The following is a 19557-nucleotide window of genomic DNA, read 5'->3' as shown; positions in this document are numbered from 1 at the left end:
GCGGACACGACGGTCGTGCGTCATCGGGAGGAAAACAGAATGGCGAGTTCAACGTCTCTTTCGAGCTGGGCCCCACGGTTTCAGAGCATTTTGCGGATCGTGGCCGGGCTGCTGCTGCTTCAGCATGGCGCGCAGAAAATCCTGGGCTTTCCGCCCGGAGGGCATGGCGGCGGCTTCGACGTCTCCAGCCTATCGACTCTCGCCGGCTGGTCCGGTCCGATCGAACTGGTCGGCGGCGTCCTGATCATCCTGGGGCTGTTCAGCCGCCCAACGGCCTTCATCCTGTCCGGCTTCACCGCAGTCGCCTACTGGATGGTGCACGCGCCGCAGAGCCCCTACCCCATCAATAACGGCGGTGAGTTGGCCGCGCTCTACTGCTTCGTCTTCCTCTACCTGTTCTTCGCCGGTCCCGGCCCGATCGCCGTGGACAGCATGATGCGCGGCGGTCGCCGCCGCTGACGGCCCGAGACGGCGCCTGGATCAGCCGATCCGGGCGCCGGTCATCGAGATCGAGCCGCCTTCGATGACGTCGTTGAAGAAGCTCACAGCCTCGCCCGGCGCCTGCTGGGCGGCGACATAGAGCAGCGGCAGATAGTGCTCGTCGGTCGGCACGCTGAGTTGGGCCTGCTCGGCCAGATGCACCCAGTCGATCAGGGCGTCGTGGTCGCTGGCGACGAAGGCGCGCTTGACCGCCTCGTTGAAGTCGACGGCCCAGTCATAGGGCTCTCCGCCCGCCCGTTTCCACGTCCGCAGATTGTGCACGAAGTCGCCGGAGCCGGCGATCACGACACCCTCGTCCCGCAAGGGCCGCAGCGCCTTCGCCAGTTCATAGTGGGCGCGCGCGTCGATGGTGCGGTCCAGCGACAACTGCACGACCGGCACGTCGGCCTCGGGCCAGACGTGGGCCAGCACCGACCATGTGCCGTGATCCAGCCCCCATTGCCCCGTCTGTTGCGCGCCGGTCAGCTCCGCCACCCGGGCCGCCAGTGAAGGCGAGCCGGGCGCGGGATACTGCATGGCGTGAAGTTCCGGCGGGAAGCCTCCGAAATCATGGATGGTTTCCGGTCGCTCCTGCGCTGTCACGCCCAGCCCGCGCGTCTCCCAGTGGGCCGAGACCATGACCACGCCTTTCGGCTTGCCGATCTCCTCTCCCAGCGCGCGCCAGGCGTCCGCATAGGGACCGCCCAGGGCGTTCATCGGAGAGCCGTGACCAAAGAAGACAGCGGGCTGGCGCATGATCTTAACCGTGCAGCTTCTTTGCGATCTCAGCGATATGCTGACCCTGATAACGAGCGCCGTCCAGTTCATTGTCGCTGGGCATGCGCGAGCCGTCGCCCTTGGTCAGGGTCGTCGCGCCATAGGGCGAGCCGCCCGTGATCTCGTCCATATTCATCTGGCCCTGGAAGCCGTAGGGCAGACCGGCGACGACCATGCCCTGGTGCAGGAAGAAGTTGTGCAGGCCGCTGAAGGTGGTCTCCTGCCCCCCGTGCTGGGTGGCCGAGGCGGTGAATGCGCCGCCGACCTTGCCGATCAGCTTGCCGGTGAACCACAGGCCGCCGGTCTGATCCAGGAAGGCGCGCATCTGCGAGGCGGCGGTGCCAAAGCGCGTGCCCGCTCCGATGATGATGGCGTCATAGTCAGCCAGCTCATCGACCGCGGCGATCGGCGCAGCCTGATCCAGCTTGTAGCCAGACTTCTGGGCCAGCTCTGCCGGGACGGTTTCGGGGACGCGCTTGATGTCCACCACAGCGCCGTCCACGCGGCGCGCGCCCTCGGCGACGGCTTCGGCCATCTGCTCGATGTGACCGTAGGTCGAGTGATAGAGGACAAGAATCTTGGGCATCGAACGCTCCGATAAATCTGACTGGCGCAAAAGCAACTGCATCAGTTTCTGATTTAGCGAGATGTTGCGACGCCGCAAGTCCCGACGGTCAAATTTCCATACGTCGCGCCAAGGGGCAGACGCGGTCGTAAAAAGCCTGACCGGCCGGCGCCCGACCGCCGCGCGACAGGATGAATCGGTGCTCGACCACCATGGCCTGCTGCTCGATATTCAAGCCGCTCCAGTCGCACAGGTCGTCCAGAGGATAGGCATAGGCGGCGGGCCCGTCTCCCGCCCGCAGCTTGCTCATCAGCAGGTTCAGACCGTTCTGCGCCTGCCAGACGTGGACCAGTTCATGGATGAAGACGGCCTGGGTTCGCAACGACGCTCGCGAAAGGTCCGGCTCCAGCGTCTTCTTCGGCCAGACGATCCAGTCGCGCCCGAACCAACGCCCCGGCACTAAGGCACGATCGAAGGGCCAGGGCGAGGCCAGAAAGCGAATGTCGTCCAGTCGCAGCGCCGCGCCGAAGACCTCGCGCGCCAGCGCCGCCTCACCGTCCGCCAGCGGTCGTATCATCGCCTGTCCATTCCCAATGCCAGGGCTCGAACACATAGGGGGTGAAGCCGAAACGGGAAGCATTGGCCACCAGCCAGCGATAGGCGGGGCCCTGGGCCATGTGACGGCGGCTCAACGGATCGGTCGAATCCACGCCCATGCCCGCGACATGACCCACGTGAATGTCGATCGCGGTTCCTGTGCGATGCGGCGAGCAGGCGGCCCGACGGACCCCGTCGCAATTGCCCTGCGCGGCGCAGCGCGCGGCGTCAGCTTCCGGATCGCGGAAACCCGAGAATATCTGCATCAATTCCGGATCAGCAGCGATAGCCGGAACCTCGGCGCGAGCGGCGGCGGCCATGCGCCGATAGGCGTCCAGAACATCGCGGCGCAACAGCCGCGTCATGCGCTGCGCATGCTCCTCGGCCGGGTCGAGATAGCCCAGCATGCTGATGGGCGGCGGTTCAGGACACTCCCCCCTCACCCGGGCCATGACAAAAGGCCGGCGCTCCTGCCACAGACCGCGGAACACCTGAAAGGTCGCCTGATCGAACTGACCCGTCGCTGTCAGACCGTACCGCGCCTGAAACCCGGCCAAGGCCTCGGCGAAGGCGGGTGAGGCCGGATCGCAGGGGGTGCCGATCTCGCGTTGAATCAGCGGCGTATAGGTCTCCCAGCCCCATTCAGCGGAACCGAACGGCGACCACTCCAGCGTATAAAGCGAAATGCCGTTGGCTTGGGCTGCGCCGTCCCAGGCGCTGGTCGGCCGGTCGCAAATCTGGGCATCCTTGGCCTGAGCCGCTCCGGCTCCACCGAGGATTGCGACGAAGGTCGCCGCAAGGATCGCAAATCGCACTGACATGGCGTCAGCAGGCCCTAGGTTGCCCTGAACCGCAAGGCCCACTTCGCCTGTTCGGAGAAAACCGGCATGGTGAAGCTGCGGCCGACTCAGGCCGACCATGTTCGGACGCCCGATGTCATCTGTTGTCGCCGCTGACGCTCCCCGCCGCTCCAACGCCGTTCTGGCCGCCTTTTCCGGCCCCTGTCTGCCGCTGGCGGCCTTCGGCGTGGCCCTGCCCGTCACCCTGCCTGAGTTCTACGCCACCCATGTCGGTCTCGAGCTGGGCGTCGTGGCCGCCGTATTCATGGCGGTGCGGCTGATCGACATCGTCTTCGACCCCTTCATCGGCTGGGGCATGGACAAGACCAAGACGCGGTTCGGCCGCTATCGCCCCTGGATGGCGGTCTCGACGCCGATCCTGATGCTGTCGGCCCTGATGATGTTCGTCCTGGTCCAGCCGGGCGCGGGGCCTGCCTATCTCTTCGCCTGGTTGCTGGTCCTCTACCTCGGCTTCTCAATCGGCACCCTGGGCCAGCTTGGCTGGGCGGCGGTTCTGGCGCCTCAGTACGACCAGCGCAGCCGCGTCTACGGCTGGTGGCAGGTCTTCAACATCATCGGCGTCATCCTGATCCTGATCCTGCCGACCGTGGTGGTGAAGTCGGGCATCGGCGATTACGCCGACGGCGTACGGATCATGGGCTGGGCCATCCTGATCGCCCTGCCCGTCACCATCGGTCTGGCCATGGTCGCTGTGCCGGAACCCGTCAACGTCGGCGCCGCGCCGCACGGCGGGCCGGGCGCCTATCTGGCCCTGTTCAGGATGAAGACGGTGCGCAAGCTGCTGATCGCCGACCTGCTGCTGGGCGTGGCCCCCGGCATCACGGGCTCGCTGCTGTTCTTCTTCTTCGGCCAGATCAAGGGCTACGACCACACCCAGGCCTCGCTGTTCATGCTCTTCTACTTTGTGGCGGGGCTGGTCGGTGCGCCGATCTGGGCCTGGCTGGCGACGAAGATCGGCAAGGACAAGGCCCTGGCCGTCGCCAGCCTGATCTTCGCTGGTCTCTATATCGGCGCCACCCTGGTCCCCGGCGGCAACTTCGCCGTGACCGCCGTCGTCATGTTCATCGCCGGCCTGCCCTATGCGGCGGGCCTCTTCCTGCTGCGGGCCATGATGGCCGACGCGGGCGACGAGGTGCGGCTGGAGACCGGCGTGGACCGCACTGGCCTGATGTTCTCCATCCTGTCGGCCACGACCAAGATCGGCCACGTCGTGGCGCTGATCCCCTACCTGATCCTGCAATGGGTGGGGTTCAAGGCCCTGCCAGGCCCGGCCGGCAACAGCGATTTTTCCCTGCTGATGCTCCAGATCCTGTTCATCGCCGTGCCAGGCCTGCTACTGGCGGGCGCCGCCTGGGTGCTGAAGGGCTATCCCCTGACGCCAAAACGGCATGATGAAATTCGCGAGGCGCTCATCGCTCGCGACGCCGGGACCGCCTGAATGACCCACTCCGTCGATCGCCTGAAAGAGATCATGGTTCGCCTGCGCGATCCGAACGGCGGTTGCCCCTGGGATGTCGAGCAGACCTTCGCGACCATCGCCCCCTATACGATCGAGGAGGCATACGAGGTCGCCGACGCCATCGAGCGCGCCGACATGGAGGAACTGAAGGTCGAGCTGGGCGACCTGCTGTTCCAGGTCGTCTTCCACGCCCGCATGGCCGAGGAAGCCGGACACTTCGCCTTTGATGACGTGGCCGACGCCATGGCCGACAAGCTGGTTCGTCGCCATCCCCACGTCTTCGCCGAGGAAGCGGCCAAACCCAGCGGCTCCGCCCAGAAGGCGCGCTGGGAGGACATCAAGGCCGCCGAGCGCAAGGCCAAGGAACAACACGGCGTGCTGGACGACGTGCCCGTTGGCCTGCCCGCCCTGACCCGCGCCGCCAAGCTGACCAAGCGCGCCGGCCGCGTCGGCTTCGACTGGCCCTCGACCGACGAGGTCTTCGACAAGCTGGCCGAAGAGGTCGAGGAACTGCGCGTCGAGATCGCCGCCGGCGACAAGGAGAAGGCGCGCGAGGAACTGGGCGACCTGCTGTTCGTCGTCGCCAATCTGGCTCGCAAGCTGGAACTGGAACCCGAGGACGCCCTGCGCGTCGCCAACGCCAAGTTCGTTCGCCGCTTCGGCTTCATCGAAGCCGAACTGGCCAAGGACGGCCGCACGCCGGAACAGTCGAACCTGGCCGAGATGGACGCCCTCTGGGACGCAGCCAAGGCGGCCGAGAAACCTCAGACGTAGCGCAATTCCTGTAGGTCGACCTCGCGGATCAGCTTGCGCGTCGTCTCTTCGTCAACCAGCCGCATACGGCCAAGCCGCACTAATTCGGCGCGTTCGGCAGCCAGTCCGGCCAGGCGCAGTTGGCGCTCGATCTCATCCGCCTGCCGAGCCAGGACCACATCGTCACCGTCAACAGGGGTGCGCATCTCGATGCGATGACGATAGAGCTCCATCAGACGCGCCGCCGTCTCGGCATAAAGGTCGGGATTGCTCTTGCCTTCGGCCATGGCGTGCTGAGTATCCTCAATGGCGCGCATGGCGGCCGAGGCTGCGGCCACACGCGAGCGATCTTCCTCCTCCAGGTGTGACGGTTCAGGCGGCAGTTCCACGCCCTTCAGAAGGCGTGGCAAGGCTACGCTGGCCAGGACCAGGGAAACGATGATCACGCCCGCCGCCAGGAAGATGGCCAGATTGCGCGTAGGCATCGGCGTACCGTCCCCCAGCACGAACGGCAGAGTCAGAATGCCCGCCAGGGTGATGGCCCCGCGCACCCCCGCCAGCGACATGACGGCCACCAGACGCAGGCCCACCTTGGGGGGAGCATGCTTCCCGCGCTTGCGGAATAGGGTCAGCTTCAGCGAGGCCCACACCCAGATGAAGCGCAGGGCCGCCAGCGCCGCCACGATGGCGAAGACATAGATGGCCAGCCACCAGACCTCCTTATGCTGGGTCGACTGGATGACCTCGGCCGCGCGGGCCATGATAGATGGCATCTGTTCGCCGAGAATGACGAAGATCAGGCCGTTGGCGACGAACTGAACCGTATCCCAGACCACGGCTCGGCGGATGCGCGTCGCCGCCATGGCCGAGCCCTGACGCTCGGTGAAGCTCATGGTCACGCCGGCGGCCACCGCCGCCAGGATACCGGACGCGTGAATGGCTTCGGCCGCCAGATAGGCGGCGAAGGGCATCAGCAGGCTGATCAGGATCTGTCCGCCGACATCCTCGCCCCACCGGCGGCTGATCCAGGCCTTCACCAGACCAATGGCCAGGGTGACTGCGACCCCGACTGCAACGCCCGCCAGGGCCAGCCAGGCGAAGGTCCCCACCGCGCTGCTCAGGGAAAAGGCGCCGGTCGTCGCAGCGATGACGGCGATCCGCATGCAGGTCAGGCCCGTCGCGTCATTCAGCAACGACTCGCCTTCCAGAATATGCATGAGGCGTTTGGGTATGGGCGCTCGTGAGGCGATGGCCGACACCGCGATCGGGTCGGTCGGCGAGAGAATCGCCGCCAGAGCGAACGCCACCGCCAGCGGCATGGCCGGGATCATCCAGTGGATCAGGAAACCCAGGCCCAAAACGGTAAAGACCACAAGACCCAGAGCCAGTTCCAGAATGACCATGCGGTCTCGGAACAGAGCCTTCTTCGGAATGCGCCAGCCATCCACGAACAGCAGCGGCGGGAGAAACAGCAGGAAGAAGATATCCGGGCGAAGATCGACCGCCTCACCCGTGATCAGCACCACGCCCGCGCCGAGTGCGATCTGCACCAGCGGCAGAGCGATCCGCGTAATCCGCGCCACCCATCCTGACAACACCACAGCCAGCAGCAGGAAAAGGATGGTCTCGATCAGATGCATGGGCTCAGTCGATGGTGTCGGGGTAGAGGCGCTCCAGACGCCCAAGGGCCGCCGGGTGCAGACGCACGATCAGATGGGTTCGCCCCTGTTCGTCGGTGTCACGGAAGGTGACGCGACCGTTTTCATACAGCCAGGCCAGGGCCTCGCCCTGATGCGGTTCCAGCGTGAGCCGGGTTTCCGGGTCATCGTCGATCAGGCCGGCGATGGCCTCGCGCAGAGCCTCTATGCCCTCACCGGTCCAGGCGGAGACGGCGACCGCCTTGCCCTCGCGCGCCAGGCGTTCGGCCTGACCCAAGACCGCTTCGCGCACATCGGCGTCCAGCAAATCGGTCTTGTTCCAGACCTCGAGGATACGTCGCGTCTTGCCCTCGGGCGTCGGAATTTGTTCCAGCACCGCCTCGACGTCCTTGGCCTGGGCGTCGCTGTCGGGCGAGGCGATGTCACGCACGTGCAGGATCAGGTCGGCCTCCCCCACCTCCTCCAGTGTCGCGCGGAAGCTCTCGACCAGTTCGTGCGGCAGGTCCGAAATGAAGCCCACTGTGTCGGCGATGATGGCCGGCCGCCCCTGCGGCAGTCGGATGGTGCGCTGGGTCGTATCCAGCGTGGCGAACAGCAGGTCCTTGGCGAAGACCTCGGAGCCGGTCAGGCGGTTGAACAGCGTCGACTTGCCCGCATTGGTATAACCGACCAGGGCCACAGACGGGAACGGGACCTTCTTGCGCGCCTTGCGGTGCAGGCCGCGCGTGCGGCGCACCTCTTCTAGCTCGGCCTTCAGCCGCACGATCCGGTCGGCGATCAGGCGTCGGTCCAGTTCGATCTGGGTTTCACCGGGACCGCCGGTCGAGCCGGTGCCGCCGCGCTGGCGCTCCAGGTGGGTCCAGGTGCGCACCAGACGCGAACGTTCATAATCCAGACGCGCCAGCTCGACTTGCAGCCGCCCTTCCCTGGTGCGCGCACGGCGTCCAAAGATTTCCAGGATCAGCCCGGTGCGGTCGATGACCTTCACCTCCCACGCCTTCTCCAGATTGCGCTGCTGCACCGGCGACAGGTCGTCATCGACAACAACAGCTTCGGCGTCGGCGGCGCGGATCAGGGCGGCCAGCTCCTCGACCTTGCCGGACCCGAACAGGGTCGCAGGCGTGGTCGAGCGCAGACGCACGACCTCTTCGGCGCGCACGTCGAGGTCCAGCGCGCGGGCCAGGCCCGCGGCTTCCTCAAGGCGTTCGGAAGCCAGTCTGGGGCTGTCCGAGCGTCGATCGGGGTGGATGACGACCGCCCGGATCAGCGGAACGGCGTGGTCGATAAGCTTGGAGGTCAATCAGTCTTCTTCGGCATCGGGCTCGTACATCTGCACGGGCGCGGACGGCATGATGGTCGAAATGGCGTGCTTGTAGACGAGCTGCGACTGGCCATCGCGACGCAGCAGCACACAGAAGTTGTCGAACCAGGTCACGATGCCCTGCAGCTTGACGCCGTTGACCAGGAAGATAGTCAGCGGGGTCTTGGTCTTGCGGACGCTGTTGAGGAAGGTGTCCTGAAGGTTCTGGCGTTTGTCTTGCGACATGGCAGGTTTTTTCCTGTTCTTGGTTATTCGTCGCCGTAAGGCGCGGACCGGGAAGGCGCAACGACCTTAACCGCCGTCGGGTCAAGGCCGCAACGGATTTCCCTCATCCTTTACGCGGCAGCACGCGCTCAAGACGAAGCACGCCGGCCATACAGGAAGGCGCCGTGGAAACCGCCATGGTTGGTGTGGACCAGGTCCAGATCGCTCACATCGGCTGCCGCGAGGATGGCGACGATCACTGTCAGGTCGTAATCGAACATCACCATCTCTCCCTGCCGCAAGCTGCTGGGAACGGGAACGTTCACCGTGCGGACGATCCCGCCATCCACGACAATGCGCCCGCCCGGCGCTCCTGAGTGCTCGGGCTCGCGGTAGAGTGCGAACTGCAATGTCACGAACCCGCCTGGCGCCAGACGCTGCAAAAGGGCTTCCAGCAGACGATAGCCACGCTCAGGCGGAATGTGCTGGAACACGATCAGCGACATGATCCAGTCAAAGGCGCGTTCCGGCAGTTCGTGCCCGAAGGCGGCGCTGGCCGGTGCATGCCGACGCGCCTCGATCAGCATGGCTTCAGCCACGTCCACCCCATAGGCGTCGCCAGTCATGGCGGCCAGGGCTCGGGTCAGACGCCCGACGCCGCACCCGAAATCCAGCGCCGAGGCCGGGGAGAAATCCGCATGACGGCTCTTCAGGCGCTTCGCGGCCTGCTTCACGGCGCCCTCGCCGCTTCTGAAGAACTCCGCCAGAGCTTCCTCGGTCAGGTTTTCAGTTCTGAACCGGGGATCTGTCAGCACCCCATAATAGGGGTCGGACCGGGCGATCCTATCCCAGTCCGCGTCGGTGTCACGGAGTTGAGCGACAGAGCTGTCACGCTGAAACAGACGCCTGAACATGAGGGCCTCAGACAGCGTCGCGCTTCGCCTGCTCCAGATAAACCTGACGCAGACGAGTCGCGACCGGGCCCGGCTTTCCATCAGCGATCTTCGATCCGTCCAGCGACACGATGGGCATGACGAAGGAACTGGCGGCGGTGACAAAGACCTCCCTGGCGCGCTTGGCTTCGTCCACGCTGAACGGACGTTCGTCCAATTCGATGCCTTCAGCCTCGATCAGCTTCAGGATCGCCGTGCGGGTGATGCCGCGCAGAATATTGGCCTGGGTGTCGCGGGTCCGCAGCTTGCCGTTCTCATCGACGATCCAGGCGTTCGTGGACGAACCTTCCGTCACCAGACCCATGTCATCGACCATCAGGCACTCGTAGGCGCCCTTCTCACGCGCCGCCTGCTTGGCCAGAACATTGGGCAGCAGACCCACGGTCTTGATGTCGCAACGGCCCCAGCGAATGTCCGGCATGGTCACGCCCGCCGCGCCCTTTGCGGCGAGGGTTTCCCCCTTGGCCAGGTCGATGGTCTTGGATGTGACGATGACGCTGGGCGGAGTGTCTTTCGGGAAGGCGTGGTCGCGCGGCGAGGTGCCGCGCGTCACCTGCAGGTAGACAATGCCGTTCCGCACGCGGTTGCGACGGATGGTTTCCTTCAGCACCCGTTCCAGAGCCTGGGCCGTCATGGGGATCGGAATGCGGAGTTCCGTCAGGCTGCGGGCCAGACGCGTCATGTGTCCGTCGAAGTCGGCCAGCCTGCCGTCGAACACGGACCAGACCTCATAGACCCCGTCGGCGAACTGGAAGCCGCGATCCTCGATGTGAACCGTGGCGCCGTTATGCGGCTGATAGGTCCCGTTGACGTAGGCGATCCTGGACATCAGGCGCCCTCTCCTTCTTCGTCTTCGCCGCCGCGAGCGGGCGAAACGCCCAGCGACTTCAGTTTGCGGTGCAGTGCGGATCTTTCCATGCCGATGAAGGCGGCCGTGCGCGAGATATTTCCGCCGAAACGCATGATTTGCGCCGCCAGATAGTCCCGCTCGAACACTTCGCGCGCTTCCCTCAGCGGCAAGGCGATAATGCGATCGGCGCCCAGGGAGGACGGCCCGCCGGACGAGGCCACTTCCTGAGGCAGCATGTCAGCGGTGATCGGCTCGTCCGCCGCTCCCGTCGCCAGGATCAGAAGACGTTCGACGTTGTTGCGCAATTGGCGAACATTGCCGGGCCAGGGGTGGACCTGAAGCACCGCGAGGGCGTCATCCGCGACCCGACGATGCGGCAGTCCCTGAGAGGCCGAGAGGCTGTCGACGAAATACTCGATCAGCTCACTGATGTCCTCGCGACGTTCGGACAAGGGCGGGACGCGGATCGGCACCACGTTCAGGCGATGGAACAGGTCCTCACGGAAGCGTCCTTCGGCGATCTCGACCTTCAGGTCGCGCGCGGTCGAGGTGACCACGCGCACATCGACCTGAACGTCCTGCTCTCCGCCGACCCGGCGGAAACGCTGCTCGACCAGGACACGCAGGATGCGGCTCTGGCTTTCGCGCGGCATGTCCCCCACGTCGTCCAGATAAAGAGTGCCGTTGTGAGCGCGCTCGAACACGCCGATCTTGCGGGGGCGGCCGTCGCCGCCTTCCTCGCCGAACAGTTCGACGTCCAGTCGTTCGGGCGTCATGCCGGCGGCCGAAATGGCCACGAACTCGGACTTGGCGCGCGGGCTGGCGTCATGGATCTGGCGGGCGACCAGTTCCTTGCCTGATCCCGGCGGGCCTGAAATCAGCACGCGACTATTAGCCGGCGCGACCTTGGCGATGGTGCCGCGCAGCAGCTGCGCCGCCGCCGATTTCCCGATCAGGCCGGTCGGCGCCATGGTCTGGGCGCGCAGGCGCCGGTTTTCGCGCTTCAGCGAGGCTGCTTCCAGAGCACGTTCGACCACGACCACCAGCCGATCCGACTTGAACGGCTTCTCGATGAAGTCATAGGCGCCGCGCTTCAGGGCGCTGACGGCGGTTTCGATGTTGCCGTGGCCCGAGATCATGACGACCGGCAGGTCCTCATCCAGCCCCTTGACCACGTCCAGCAGTTCCAGCCCGTCCAGACCGCCGCCCTGCATCCAGATATCAAGTACGGCCAGCGACGGCTTGCGCGCCCGGATCGCGGCCAGGGCTTCATCCGAGTTGGCGGCCGTGCGGACCGAATGGCCCTCGTCCTCAAGCAGGCCTGAGACCAGTTCGCGGATGTCCGCTTCGTCGTCCACCACCAGAATGTCGGCACCGGTATTGCGCATGACGCCTCTCTACTCCGCCGCTCGCGCCGCGCCGGAGGCACGGTGAGCAGCCTTGCTGTCTTGGGTCAGGGGGAAGGTCAGGCACACGCGTGCGCCCGCCAATGTCTCGGCGTCGGCCAGCCTTAGCTCGCCGCCGTGGTCTTCACAGATACGCTTGACGATGGCCAGGCCCAGGCCTGTGCCCTTCTCACGCGTGGTCACATAGGGCTCGGTCAGCCGGTCGCGATCCTTGGCCGGCAAGCCGACACCGTCGTCCTCAATGGCGAAGGTGGCTATGCCGTTCTCGACCGTCAGCCTGGCGATGATGCCGGTCGCGCCAGCCGGGAGCGGTTCTCGCGCCCGTTTCGCACTGACGGCCTCGCCGGCGTTTTTCAGAATATTGGCCAAGGCTTGTCCAACCATGCGGCCATCGCATTGCAGAACCACATCCGGCAGGGGCTCGACCAATTCCACGCCGATGTCCGCCGCCGCGACGCGTTGAGCAAAGACCGCCTCACGCAGCATCTCGGCCGGGTTTTCACGAGTGAAACGTGGCGCCGGCATCCGGGCGAAGGACGAGAATTCATCCACCATCCGGCCGATATCGCCGACCTGGCGAATGATGGTCTCGGTGCAGCGATCAAAGACCTCCACGTCGTCGCCGACCTGAGAGCGGTACTTGCGACGCAGACGTTCCGCCGACAACTGGATGGGCGTCAGCGGATTCTTGATCTCATGGGCGATGCGGCGCGCCACGTCGCGCCAGGCGGCGTTGCGCTGTGCCGTCACCAGACGGGTGATGTCGTCGAAGGTCAGCACCATCTCGCCGCCCTGTCCGCCCTCGATTCGGACTCGCAGACGGCGTGTCTCGCCGTCGCGGCTGACGTCGATGTCTTCCTCGATATGAGCCTCGGCGCGTTCGGACAGTTCAGCCAGTTCCGGCGCGACCTCGCCCAGAAGACGCCCTTGAACATCGGCCTCACTGATCGCCAGAAGCTGGCTGGCGCTGTCGTTGATAGCCGATATGCGCCCCACGCGATCAAGACCAATGACGCCGGCGCTGACGCCCGACAGTACGGTCTCGATGAAGCGGCTGCGCCCCTGGGCGTCGTCGCTGGCGGCCTTCAACGCCGCCTGCTGGGCCATGATATCGCCGGTCATGCGGTTGAAGGCTTCTGACAGGACCACGATCTCGCTCGGCGCGCCGGTGTTGTCGACGCGTGCATTCAGATCTCCACCGGCTACCTGATCCGCCGCCTTCACCAGACGACCGATGGGCGCCGAGATCGAACTGGCGGCCGACATGGCCAGCCAGACCGCGCCGACCAGCACCAGCAGCGCCGTCTCGAGATAGCTGAGGGCGAAGGCCGCCTGAATCCGCGCCCGGCTTTCTTCGGCGGCGCGGTAGGCGGCGATTGATTCTTCGCCGTTTCGCATCCGCTGGATCAGGCCCGGCGCCAATGGCCGCACGACGTAGAGATAGGCGTCGCCGTAATCGGGCAAAGGATAGAGCGCCCGCACCATGTCGGGGTTTTCAGTCACGGTCGTCGGCGCGACCTCGCCTCCGGCCACAGTCTCGAAGGCCTCGCGCGGGGGCGCAACATAGGGCGGCGCTCCCGGCTGCTCGCCGCTGGCCAGCACTTCGCCATCGCTATTCAGGATATAAAGCGCCGGATATCCGAAGAAGGCGCCGATCTGGCCGAGCGCGCGCGAAAACTGGATGCGGTTGTCAAACAGTCCGCGAACCCCGCCGAGCTCCGTCGACATGGTTTCCAGATCGACCTCCAATCCGGCGCCGACGTCGGCGACATAGGCTCGGCCGATCTCAGCGCCGTTCTCGACCGCCGAGCGGACATTGGTGCTGAACCACTGATCCACCCCCCGATTGACCAGGACCCCGAACACCAGGGCGATCAGCACCGCCGGAACCACAGCCACCAGCGAAAACAGGGTCACGAAACGCAAGTGCAGGCGCGCACCGGGATCGTTTCTGTTTCGCGTCAATCGCCATACCCGCATGCCGATGACAGCCGCCAGGCCGCCGATCAGCACCAGATTTCCTAGGAGGATGAAAAGGACAGCTCGACTGGCGGCGGTTCGCGCGTCGCCGCCCGCAGTCGCGCCTGGCGCGATCGCCACCAGCCAGATAGCCGCCGCCGTGATCAGGAAGGCGACTGCATAGGCCGCCACGAACAAAGCCCGGGCGCGACCGCTGGCCAGCCGCCCCCAGAGCGAACGCTCGGGGTCGTGACCTTCAGGCTGCGCGGCGGGGATTTCCGTCATTACCTCGCAGCTTCAACCAGCTGTGGCAGGTTTTCAACACCAGAGTTGCTGAATTGATCCACCGCAGGTCGCCAGAGCTCTGAAAGCGCCCGCTCCACCTCCAGCGGCGTCTCCAGTCGGCACAGCCGGGCCTTGGCGGCGCGGCGCTCCAGCGGATCATCCGGCCACGGCGCCTGTTCAATGTACCAGCCCAGATGCTTGCGGAACATCTTCAACCCCAGCGGTAGGCCGTAGAAGGCGACCGACCCGCGCAGATGCTCGATGACGATGGCCAGCCGCTCTTCACGACCGGGCTCCTGCAATCGCGTCCCGTCCGCCAGCGCCCGCTCCAGATGGGCCGCAAGCCAGGGGCGGCCATAGACCCCGCGCCCCAGCATCAGACCATCGGCGCCGGACAGGGTCAGGGCCGCTCTCGCCTGTTCCGCCGTGATGATGTCGCCGTTGACGATGACCGGAACAGACACCGCCTGCTTGACCTCGGCCACGGCCTCCCAGTCGGCGACGCCGGTGTAAAACTGCTTACGGGTGCGGCCATGCACGGTGACCGCCGCCACGCCAAGGTCCGCCCCCCGGCGGGCCAGTTCGGCGGCGTTGTGACTGTTTTCGTCCCAACCCAGGCGCATCTTGACCGTGACCGGTCGGCCGACCGCCGCGACGACCGCCGCCATGATGGCCGTCGCACGTTCCGGCGTTCGCATGAGGGCCGAGCCACAGGCGGCGCCCGTCACTTCTTTCGCCGGGCAGCCGAGATTCAGGTCGATGATGTCCGCGCCCGCCTGTTCGGCCATGCGCGCGCCCTCGGCCATGACCTCCGGGTCGCCGCCGACCAGCTGGATCACGGTCAAGGGCAGCCCCCCGCCTACGGCGGCGCGGCGCACCACGTCCGGCCGCCCCCGCGCCAGTTCAGCCGAGGCGACCATCTCGGTCGCCACATAGGCCGCACCCAGCCTTGAGGCGAGTACACGGAACGGCAGGTCGGTGATCCCGGTCATCGGGGCCATCAGCACCCGTCCGGCGATCCGTACGTCTCCGATTTGCAATCCTGCGTTCATGCCGTCCTTACCGCCGACTGTTGAGCCTCTCGTCAAGCGGAACTGGGGCGCTTAGAAGGCCGACATGGGATTTGCAGCAATCGTAGTGGCGGCCGGTTCAGGTTCTAGAGCCGGCGGAGACAAGCAATGGCGAAGCGTCGGCGGGCGCCCCGTGGTCCGCTGGTCGGTTGAAAGCCTGCTGGGCGCCGGAGCCGATCCTGTTGTCGTCGTGATCGCACCAGACGCCGGACCCCGCGCCGCCGACGCTTTAAACGGTCTGTCGGGATGGCGCGCCGTTCCCGGTGGCGCCACACGCGCCCAGTCCGTCCAGGCAGGATTGAAGGCTCTCGCCATCGGCGATGAGACCCCGGTTCTGATCCATGACGCCGCACGCCCCTTTCTCAGCCTGACCGTGATCAAGCGCCTGCTGGCGGCGCTGGCCGACGCCGACGGCGCCCTGCCCGCCTTGCCGGTCGCCGACAGCCTGCGTCGAGGCGTGGCCGGCCTCGTGGCCGGGGCCGTCGAACGCGACAACCTGTGGCGAGCGCAGACCCCGCAAGCCTTTCGGCTGAAAACGATTCGCGACGCCTATTCCGCCTGGAACGACGCCGAAGCCCCCACTGATGAAGCCGCCGTGGTTGAACACGCCGGCGGCCGCGTGCGCCTGGTCGAAGGCGACGCGCGCCTGTTGAAACTGACCTACCCCGAGGATTTCGCAATGGCTGAAGCCCTGCTCCCCAAAACGATCCGCATCGGACAGGGCTTTGACGTGCATCGTTGGGGACCCGGTGATTCGGTCTGGCTTTGCGGCGTCGAAATTCCGCACGATCAGACCCTGGTTGGCCATTCTGACGCCGACGCCGGCCTGCACGCCCTGACCGACGCCATTCTGGGCGCCATCGCGGACGGGGACATCGGTGATCACTTTCCCCCGACCGATCCGCAATGGAAGGGCGCCTCGTCCGACCGCTTTCTGGTCTACGCCGCTCAGCGTGTAGCCGCCCGTGGCGGGCGGATCGTCAACGTGGATGTCACCCTGATTTGCGAGCAGCCCAAGGTGAAGCCCCACCGTCAGGCCATGCGCGAACGTCTGGCTGAACTGCTGTCGTTGCCGCTCAACGCGGTCAGCGTCAAGGCGACCACGACAGAGGCCCTGGGCTTTACCGGACGCGGCGAAGGCCTCGCCGCACAGGCGGCGGTGTCCGTGGAATTGCCGGCCTAGGCCTTCGCCAGATCGGCGGACGCTCGCTCCAGCACGGAAGCAGGCGTTTCCCCCTCCTCCATTTCTGCGACGCCCACGTCGAATTCGACCACGAAGGGCGAGCGGTCCTTGCCGGCGTCAAAGGCCGTGCAGGCGATAACCGCCGAGATTCGCTGCGCGGCCATACGCGCCGCCTCTCCACCGGTCGCCGGCAAGGCAAGAGCGAACAACTCCGGCCCCAGTCTCACCGCCGTGTCCTCGACCCGCACCAGACGCGACACCATGGCGCCGATCTGAGGCATGGCCCGATCCAGCCAGCCGCCCTGGCGCGCCTGTGCGACCGGCTCACGCGCCGCCACTCGCAACACACAGACCGAAAGCGCACGGTTGCGCGATCGGGCGCCCTCGGCCAGACGCGCCAGGTGTGATGCGAACAGTTCACGCGTGAACAGCCCCGTCGCCGCGTCGGTCAGGTCTGAACCGCGGACGGAATCGAGCGCCCGCCGGATCGCCTGGCGCCGTCGGTGATTTCGCGCCAGCGCCAGGACGCGCGCCGCCGTTTCATCTTCCGGAGTTTCCGCTGCGGCGACGTCCGCGAAGCCTCTTCGAAACAGATCACCCAGCTCGACCTCGCCGGCGCCGCGCAAATAGAGCACCAGGGGAATGTGATAGAGTCGCGTGTTCCGCTTCATGCCCGAAGCGATCGACAGGGCCGGCGCGTGATCCTGGCCGCCCCACAGCACGGCGGCGTCAAAGGCCCGCTCATGCAGATAGTCAAAGGCGGTGTAGGGCGTCGGGGCGGCAACGACCTCGGCGCCGGCCTCGGTCAGGGCGTTGGCCATGGCGAGAAAGCGTCGATCCGCCGCTCCGGCCGTCAGGATCTGCAGCGGCCCCTCTCCAGCCGGCGATGCTTCAAGCGTCACGCCATGCGCTGCGAAAGTCGCCTGCCTCAGGCGAAACTCCTCTTCGGCGATTGCGGCGCGACTCAATTGCTCCAGTCGCAAGGCGGCCTGGGCCGGGTGCGGCGCGGACGACATGGTCAGATCCGCTTCCTGGTCTTCAACGAATCCTGAACCGATCGCCAATATCGGCAGGTAGCGCGGCGCCGCCCCCTGGCGCAGCCGCGAGATCGCATCCCGCTCATGCAGGCCCGCGCAAACAATAACAGCCGCATCCACGGTCATGTCCTGCAAGACGGACTCGGCGGCCTCCATGCTCTGCGCCGTGACAGTGGGCCACCCCAGTTGGTCCAGTCCCTCGCACAGAGGGCTGATCAGGGCGTCATCAGCAGCGACGACCAGTACGCGCGGATCGAAATCCAAAAGTCTCTCCATAAGGCCCGGTCGGTTCGCCCCCGACGCCGATGTTCCAGGCCGACGCGGATGATACTGACGCCTTCCCCCGTCTAGCAATGGGGGCCGTCTTGACCCTTGGTTACAAGGTAGGGCTGTCTGCGAGGGTTTCGCCACGCGGCGAATGAGGTTAATCGGTCGCTTTGACGACTGCCGAGGCCCAGGCTTGAATTCACAATCCCGATTGACGGCCCACCCCCTGTTCTGGGGCAAGCTGGCGGTTCGCGCCTTCACCCGCAGTTGGGGGCGCGACGTCATGCTCTATACTGGCGGCGTCTCCTTTTTCGCGCTTCTGGCTGTTTTCCCCGCCATCGCCATCCTGATCGGCTTCTACAAGGTGGTCCTGTCCATCGGCCAGGTCAGCGAACAGGCGGCCGCCCTGGCCGATGTCGTTCCTCACGCCGCGCGGTCCATCTTCCTGAACGAGATCAACCGCCTGGCGAACGCCTCAGCGCGCACGGTCTCGGCCCAGAGCGCTCTGGCCCTGATCATCGGCGCCTACGCCGCACACCGTGGTTTCAAGGCCTTGCTGGCCGGGTTGAACCTGATCCATGACGAAACGGAACCGCATGGATTCTTCAAATTCAACATGCTGGCCTTTCTGGTCGCCCTGGCCGCCTTCGTCCTTTTCACCGTCGTATCCGGTGCGGTCGTAACCTCACGACTGATGGAGCACGCCCACGCCCAGGACCCGGTCGGACTGCTGGTCTTGCCCCTGGACGGGCTATGGCCGGCGCTGGGCCTATGGCTCGGCCTGGCCATGCTCTATCGCTACGCCATGTCCCATGCGACGCGCGTGGCATGGAAGCCGGCCATTGTCGGCGGGCTGATCGCCACCGTCATGTCGACCTTCTTCTCATGGCTGTGCGCCATCTATGTCGAGCAGATCGCCCAACTGGGCGCCACCTACGGCTCGGTCGGCGCCGTCGTGGTGTTGCTCATCTGGCTGTCGTGGAACGTCAACGCCATCTTCTATGGCGGCGCCTTCGCCACGGAACTGGAGATCGAATGGAAGTCCGAAGAGCCTGAGGTCGAAACCGGCGGCTCGGTCGTCAGCCTGTCGGAGCGCCGCCAGTCTCGACGGTGATGCGCAGTACTCCATCCTGCTCTTCGATCTGACAAACCGATCCGCCAAGGTCCGCCATCAGATAGGGCACGTCGATCCGCGCCATGGGGTCCGTAGCCAGCAAGGTCAACCTGACGCCTGCGGCCTGCCCTTCCATTGCTCGACGTAAACGCAGACTGGGCACCGGGCAAAGGTGTCCGCGGGCGTCGATCATCTGGTCGCTCACGCCGCCACCGCAGTCAGAAGAAGACCCAGAGCCAGTCGGACGCTTTCTTCACGGACCGCGTCGCGTCCGATATCGCCAAACCGCCGCTCGACATGGGCGACCGCGCCATCGGGTCCGACGGCGGCGAAATGCACCAGGCCCACCGGCTTGTCCGCCGAACCGCCCCCGGGGCCCGCGACGCCGGTGATGGCGACGGCTGTCGCGGCGCGCGAATGATTGACCGCGCCCAGCGCCATCGCACGCGCCACCGGCGCCGAGACTGCGCCGAACCGGACCAGCAAATCACCGGATACGTCCAGCATCTCCATCTTGGCTTCATTGCTGTAGGTGACGAACCCTCGATCCAGCACCGCCGATGACCCCGCAACAGACGTCAAGGCCGCGGCCACAAGGCCTCCTGTGCAACTTTCCGCCGTCGCCACCATGACGCCAGTTCGTGCGGCCGCCTCCACGACGGCCGCCGCCAAGTCTTCGATATCTTGCGGCAACATGACTGTGCGCTCCGTCTGCGAGTCGGTCTAAGCCTGCTGACAGGGGGCGGGTCGATCGACCGC

Annotated in this window: 20 protein-coding genes; 5 read left to right on the top strand and 15 right to left on the bottom strand. The window is 65.9% G+C overall.

What is annotated here, in order from left to right:
* Positions 1–99: 99 nt before the first annotated feature.
* On the top strand, positions 100–459 hold the full coding sequence (locus ACZ5XO_RS07725; protein WP_464164730.1) for a DoxX family protein: 360 nt from the start codon (positions 100–102) through the stop codon (positions 457–459).
* A 21-nt stretch (positions 460–480) separates the two neighbouring features.
* On the opposite strand, the gene ygiD is transcribed toward ACZ5XO_RS07725, so the two are convergent.
* The 4 genes from ygiD to ACZ5XO_RS07705 form a co-directional block, all read right to left on the bottom strand.
* Positions 481–1236 (bottom strand): 4,5-DOPA-extradiol-dioxygenase, encoded by a 756-nt coding sequence (ygiD, locus tag ACZ5XO_RS07720; protein WP_464164728.1) that lies wholly within the window; start codon positions 1234–1236, stop codon positions 481–483.
* 4 nt (positions 1237–1240) lie between these two features.
* Complete coding sequence (gene wrbA, locus ACZ5XO_RS07715; RefSeq protein ID WP_464164726.1) at positions 1241–1843, bottom strand: NAD(P)H:quinone oxidoreductase; 603 nt, start codon at positions 1841–1843, stop codon at positions 1241–1243.
* A gap of 88 nt (positions 1844–1931) precedes the next feature.
* Positions 1932–2399 carry a hypothetical protein gene (locus ACZ5XO_RS07710; RefSeq protein WP_464164724.1) on the bottom strand — a complete coding sequence of 156 codons (468 nt, stop codon included), beginning with the start codon at positions 2397–2399 and terminating at the stop codon, positions 1932–1934.
* The gene (locus ACZ5XO_RS07705) at positions 2374–3240 is read right to left on the bottom strand and encodes a M15 family metallopeptidase (RefSeq protein ID WP_464164722.1); all 867 of its coding nucleotides are present in this window, start codon (positions 3238–3240) and stop codon (positions 2374–2376) included. Before ACZ5XO_RS07705 ends, ACZ5XO_RS07710 begins: the two co-directional genes overlap by 26 nt.
* Before the next feature lie 112 nt (positions 3241–3352).
* On the opposite strand from ACZ5XO_RS07705, the gene ACZ5XO_RS07700 reads away from it, so the two are divergent.
* A complete protein-coding gene (locus tag ACZ5XO_RS07700; protein ID WP_464164720.1) occupies positions 3353–4717 on the top strand; it encodes an MFS transporter in 1365 nt (454 codons plus the stop codon).
* The gene (gene mazG, locus ACZ5XO_RS07695) at positions 4718–5512 is read left to right on the top strand and encodes a nucleoside triphosphate pyrophosphohydrolase (protein WP_464164718.1); all 795 of its coding nucleotides are present in this window, start codon (positions 4718–4720) and stop codon (positions 5510–5512) included. It begins immediately after the preceding gene.
* Here mazG and ACZ5XO_RS07690 read toward each other — a convergent pair.
* The 8 genes from ACZ5XO_RS07690 to dusB all read right to left on the bottom strand — a co-directional run bounded on the left by ACZ5XO_RS07690 (position 5503) and on the right by dusB (position 15179).
* Entirely contained in the window at positions 5503–7131 is a 1629-nt protein-coding gene (locus ACZ5XO_RS07690; protein WP_464164716.1) for a Na+/H+ antiporter, read from the bottom strand. The genes mazG and ACZ5XO_RS07690 overlap by 10 nt on opposite strands.
* Before the next feature lie 4 nt (positions 7132–7135).
* A complete protein-coding gene (gene hflX / locus ACZ5XO_RS07685) occupies positions 7136–8449 on the bottom strand; it encodes a GTPase HflX (protein WP_464164715.1) in 1314 nt (437 codons plus the stop codon).
* Positions 8450–8695 (bottom strand): RNA chaperone Hfq, encoded by a 246-nt coding sequence (hfq, locus tag ACZ5XO_RS07680; protein ID WP_105563529.1) that lies wholly within the window; start codon positions 8693–8695, stop codon positions 8450–8452. It lies immediately after the preceding gene.
* A gap of 128 nt (positions 8696–8823) precedes the next feature.
* On the bottom strand, positions 8824–9588 hold the full coding sequence (locus tag ACZ5XO_RS07675; RefSeq protein ID WP_464164713.1) for a class I SAM-dependent methyltransferase: 765 nt from the start codon (positions 9586–9588) through the stop codon (positions 8824–8826).
* A 7-nt stretch (positions 9589–9595) separates the two neighbouring features.
* Positions 9596–10456: a D-amino-acid transaminase gene (locus ACZ5XO_RS07670; protein ID WP_464164712.1), complete on the bottom strand. Its 861-nt coding sequence runs from the start codon at positions 10454–10456 to the stop codon at positions 9596–9598.
* The gene (gene ntrX / locus ACZ5XO_RS07665; protein ID WP_464164711.1) at positions 10456–11865 is read right to left on the bottom strand and encodes a nitrogen assimilation response regulator NtrX; all 1410 of its coding nucleotides are present in this window, start codon (positions 11863–11865) and stop codon (positions 10456–10458) included. The genes ACZ5XO_RS07670 and ntrX overlap by 1 nt, the downstream gene beginning before the upstream one ends.
* A gap of 9 nt (positions 11866–11874) precedes the next feature.
* Entirely contained in the window at positions 11875–14127 is a 2253-nt protein-coding gene (locus ACZ5XO_RS07660) for a sensor histidine kinase NtrY-like (RefSeq protein ID WP_464164709.1), read from the bottom strand.
* Positions 14127–15179, bottom strand: a complete 1053-nt coding sequence (gene dusB / locus ACZ5XO_RS07655) for a tRNA dihydrouridine synthase DusB (RefSeq protein WP_464164707.1) — start codon at positions 15177–15179, stop codon at positions 14127–14129. The genes ACZ5XO_RS07660 and dusB overlap by 1 nt, the downstream gene beginning before the upstream one ends.
* 64 nt (positions 15180–15243) lie before the next feature.
* Here dusB and ACZ5XO_RS07650 point away from each other — a divergent pair, with 64 nt between their 5' ends.
* Positions 15244–16380: a bifunctional 2-C-methyl-D-erythritol 4-phosphate cytidylyltransferase/2-C-methyl-D-erythritol 2,4-cyclodiphosphate synthase gene (locus tag ACZ5XO_RS07650; protein ID WP_464164705.1), complete on the top strand. Its 1137-nt coding sequence runs from the start codon at positions 15244–15246 to the stop codon at positions 16378–16380.
* Here the strand turns inward: ACZ5XO_RS07650 and ACZ5XO_RS07645 are convergent.
* Positions 16377–17681, bottom strand: coding sequence for a diguanylate cyclase domain-containing protein (locus tag ACZ5XO_RS07645; RefSeq protein WP_464164703.1), 1305 nt, complete (start codon positions 17679–17681; stop codon positions 16377–16379). The two genes, ACZ5XO_RS07650 and ACZ5XO_RS07645, sit on opposite strands and share 4 nt — an antisense overlap.
* 286 nt (positions 17682–17967) lie before the next feature.
* Between ACZ5XO_RS07645 and ACZ5XO_RS07640 the strand changes: the two genes are divergently transcribed.
* Entirely contained in the window at positions 17968–18798 is an 831-nt protein-coding gene (locus ACZ5XO_RS07640) for a YihY/virulence factor BrkB family protein (protein WP_464164877.1), read from the top strand.
* On the opposite strand, the gene ACZ5XO_RS07635 is transcribed toward ACZ5XO_RS07640, so the two are convergent.
* Both ACZ5XO_RS07635 and ACZ5XO_RS07630 read right to left on the bottom strand, forming a co-directional pair.
* Positions 18764–18991, bottom strand: coding sequence for a sulfurtransferase TusA family protein (locus ACZ5XO_RS07635; protein ID WP_464164701.1), 228 nt, complete (start codon positions 18989–18991; stop codon positions 18764–18766). The two genes, ACZ5XO_RS07640 and ACZ5XO_RS07635, sit on opposite strands and share 35 nt — an antisense overlap.
* An 8-nt stretch (positions 18992–18999) precedes the next feature.
* Complete coding sequence (locus ACZ5XO_RS07630; protein ID WP_464164699.1) at positions 19000–19494, bottom strand: CinA family protein; 495 nt, start codon at positions 19492–19494, stop codon at positions 19000–19002.
* Between the last annotated feature and the right edge of the window lie 63 nt (positions 19495–19557).

The sequence above is a fragment of the Brevundimonas sp. T2-11 genome, from assembly GCF_055397675.1.
The sequence above is the reverse complement of the archived record's forward strand: the minus strand, read 5'-3'. Positions and strand labels throughout refer to the sequence as shown.